Origin of the sequence: uncultured Campylobacter sp., assembly GCF_937949835.1 — a bacterium.
Classification (GTDB): Bacteria; Campylobacterota; Campylobacteria; order Campylobacterales; family Campylobacteraceae; genus Campylobacter_B.
The window spans coordinates 1-2,907 of the sequence record NZ_CALEDC010000015.1; the positions used below are offsets into that span (position 1 = coordinate 1).

General features: G+C 46.9%; 4 protein-coding genes. 3 read left to right on the forward strand and 1 reads right to left on the reverse strand.

Annotated elements, in window-relative coordinates:
- Positions 1-259: 259 nt before the first annotated feature.
- Positions 260-688 carry a hypothetical protein gene (locus Q0256_RS00395; protein WP_040303372.1) on the reverse strand — a complete coding sequence of 143 codons (429 nt, stop codon included), beginning with the start codon at positions 686-688 and terminating at the stop codon, positions 260-262.
- 219 nt (positions 689-907) lie between these two features.
- On the opposite strand from Q0256_RS00395, the gene rplU reads away from it, so the two are divergent.
- The 3 genes from rplU to obgE all read left to right on the forward strand — a co-directional run bounded on the left by rplU (position 908) and on the right by obgE (position 2,649).
- Positions 908-1,216, forward strand: coding sequence for a 50S ribosomal protein L21 (gene rplU / locus Q0256_RS00400; protein WP_040303368.1), 309 nt, complete (start codon positions 908-910; stop codon positions 1,214-1,216).
- 10 nt (positions 1,217-1,226) lie between these two features.
- Positions 1,227-1,484, forward strand: a complete 258-nt coding sequence (rpmA, locus tag Q0256_RS00405) for a 50S ribosomal protein L27 (RefSeq protein ID WP_295151027.1) — start codon at positions 1,227-1,229, stop codon at positions 1,482-1,484.
- A gap of 109 nt (positions 1,485-1,593) precedes the next feature.
- On the forward strand, positions 1,594-2,649 hold the full coding sequence (obgE, locus tag Q0256_RS00410; RefSeq protein ID WP_297959007.1) for a GTPase ObgE: 1,056 nt from the start codon (positions 1,594-1,596) through the stop codon (positions 2,647-2,649).
- Positions 2,650-2,907 lie beyond the last annotated feature (258 nt).

Consider the following 2,907-nt stretch of genomic DNA (forward strand, 5'->3'; position numbering starts at 1 on the left):
CAGCCGCAGCTCTCGCCGTGATAGATCTTGATGTGTTCGCCCGCCACCGCATAGCTACCTAATGCCGCTAAAAGCGCACCTGCAAATAAAATTTTCTTCATATTTTACTCCAGTGATTAAAAGTCCTCGATTATACAATACGTATAGTAAATTTTTAAGAGCGAACCGTAGGATTTTAAAATTAGATTTGACGAAGCAGACCCGCTCGTAAGCCGAAATTTTACGAAATTTTAAAATTTCGGCGTCGCGGATAAGTTAGTTATAGGCACTGAGACAGTGCTGATTTGATAGCGGATTTTGATACGTAGCCTTCCGAGTCGCTGGTAAGTGATACGTCGCAGCCTGGCTTATAGTTTTTCCAGGTGTAGATGTTGCCATTGTCTTCGGTTGTTTTGATGGAATCTGGCTGTTTATTCCATGCAGAAATTACTTGATTGATATGAAATGCATCGCTGCGGTCTTTCGGCGCATTAGTCATACCTGTGCTATCGGGCAAGGTCGTTTCGACCATATCGGTGGTGCCTGCGGTGGAAACCTCTTGGACTTTATCATTTACGCCGCCGATATTTGTTTTGCTGCTTTGGGATTTTGTTTGATTGCGTACTCCGCTTGGTTCGTTGGATATATTCCAGTTGGAACAACCGATAAAAAATACCGCTGCTACGAGCGCAGCTATTAAATTTCTCATAAAATTCTCCTTCAAAAATTTCGTTGCGATAGTAGCACATTTATCTTTAGTTTAAAATAAATCCGAGCCCTTGAAATTTGAAATTTCGTAGGAATTTTGCGAGGCGTTTCAGTAGGAATTTATAAAATTTCGGATAATATTCAAAGTTTCATACCAAACGGGCTTTTAAATTTTGCACGGCAAATGCCTTTTTGGCTACCAAATTTTAAAGGATTTTTGATGTATGCTATCATCAAACACGGCGGCAAGCAGTATAAGGTCGAAGAGGGCAACTACCTAAATTTAGACCATTTTAATGCTGAGCCGAAAGCAAAGCTCGAGCTTAGCGAAGTTTTAGCGCTAAACGACGGCGAGTTAAAGGTAGGAGCACCGTTTGTAAAGGGTGCCAAGGTGGTTTTGGAGGTCGTTTGCGAGGGCAAGGATAAAAAAGTCGTTATCTTCAAAAAACGCAGACGTAAAGATTCAAAAGTAAAACGCGGCTTCAGACGCCAATACACCCGCGTCAAAGTCGTTTCGATTAACGCATAAAGGATAGGAAATGGCACACAAAAAAGGTCAAGGCTCAACCCAAAATAATAGAGATAGTATCGGACGCCGCTTGGGCGTCAAAAAATTCGGCGGCGAGTTCGTTCGCGCGGGCAACATCATCATCCGCCAGCGAGGCACTGCGACGCACCCGGGCAGCAACGTAGGCATGGGTAGTGATCACACGATTTTCGCGCTGATCGACGGCGTCGTAAAATTTGAGCGAAAAGATAAAAACCGCAAAAAAGTATCGGTTTATCCGGCTGCGTAAATATCGTTAAATCTTCGGGGGCGCAAGCCCCTCTTTTAAAATTTCATCCATTTAAAAATTATCTTCAACTCATTTGGCTATAATTGCCGTTTTAAATTTAAGGATAGCTATGTTCATAGACAGCGTAAAATTTAGCGTTAAATCTGGTAATGGCGGCGCGGGTTGCGTCAGTTTCCGCCGCGAAAAATTCGTCATCTCAGGCGGTCCCGACGGCGGCGACGGCGGCGACGGCGGCGACGTGTATTTTAGGGTAGATAAAAATTCCCACACCCTCTCATCCTACAAGGGCAAGCGTGAGTTTAAAGCGCAAAACGGCGCGCCCGGCGAGGGTCGCAAAAAGACGGGCAAAAGCGGCGAGGATCTCTATCTCATCGTCCCTCCAGGCACCAGCGTTTACGACGAGGATAGCGGCGAGCTGGTGCTTGATATGCTAAATGACGGTGAGACGAGGCTGTTTTTAAAAGGCGGCAAGGGCGGGCTCGGCAACGTGCATTTTAAAAGCTCGATCAATCAAGCCCCCGAATACGCGCAAAAAGGCCTAGAGGGGCAGACGCGCGAGGTGAGATTGGAGCTAAAACTCATCGCCGACGTGGGGCTCGTAGGCTTTCCAAACGTGGGCAAAAGCACGCTAATCTCGACCGTCTCAAACGCCAAACCTCAGATCGCAAATTACGAGTTTACCACGCTCACGCCAAAGCTCGGTCTCGTCGAGGTTGACGAATACAGCGGCTTTGTCATGGCCGATATCCCTGGCATCATCGAGGGCGCAAGCGAGGGGCGCGGGCTTGGCGTGCAGTTTTTAAAACACGTCGAGCGCACTAAAATTTTACTTTTTATGCTCGATCTTGCAAACTACCGCAGCCTTGAGGAGCAGTTTGACGCGCTGAGGGCCGAGACGGCGAAATTTTCAGGAGAGCTTGCAAAAAGAGACTACGCGATCGCTCTGACTCGCGCGGACGCGGCAGAAAATTTGCAGGAAAAATTTGACGGTTTTTTGGCACATTTGGGGCTCGCGGGCACGGCTGGCGAGATGAAATTTAAGCAAGATATTCATGAGCTTGACGCCGCTAAGCCGTTTTTCGTGATGCCGATCTCCTCGGCGACGGGACAAAATATAAACGAGCTAAAATTTAACCTGCTTGAGCTGCTTAAAAAGGAGCTGTAGGTTGCGCTAAAGCCGCGCTGCAGAGGGCTTTTGCGAACACAGGCCTTAAGCGCGTCCGAATATGTGGGTAAATTTTATGTTTATCGCTCGCAAACGTCGCAAAAAGATAAAATTTAAGAAGGCGAAATGAATAAAATTTTTATACTTGCGCTGTTATGCTTCGGCGCATACGGTTGCGATCCTGCCGATCCGGTGCCTTATTTATGGACTTTAACGATAAAGATCGCGACGGCGCGCTGAGCTTGCAGGAGTGGACGA

What these genes read in the sequence shown, in the direction of transcription:
- Q0256_RS00395 (WP_040303372.1), bottom strand. Translation starts at nt 688, where the DNA reads ATGAGAAATTTAATAGCTGCGCTCGTAGCAGCGGTATTTTTTATCGGT.
- rplU (WP_040303368.1), top strand. Translation starts at nt 908, where the DNA reads ATGTATGCTATCATCAAACACGGCGGCAAGCAGTATAAGGTCGAAGAG.
- rpmA (WP_295151027.1), top strand. Translation starts at nt 1,227, where the DNA reads ATGGCACACAAAAAAGGTCAAGGCTCAACCCAAAATAATAGAGATAGT.
- obgE (WP_297959007.1), top strand. Translation starts at nt 1,594, where the DNA reads ATGTTCATAGACAGCGTAAAATTTAGCGTTAAATCTGGTAATGGCGGC.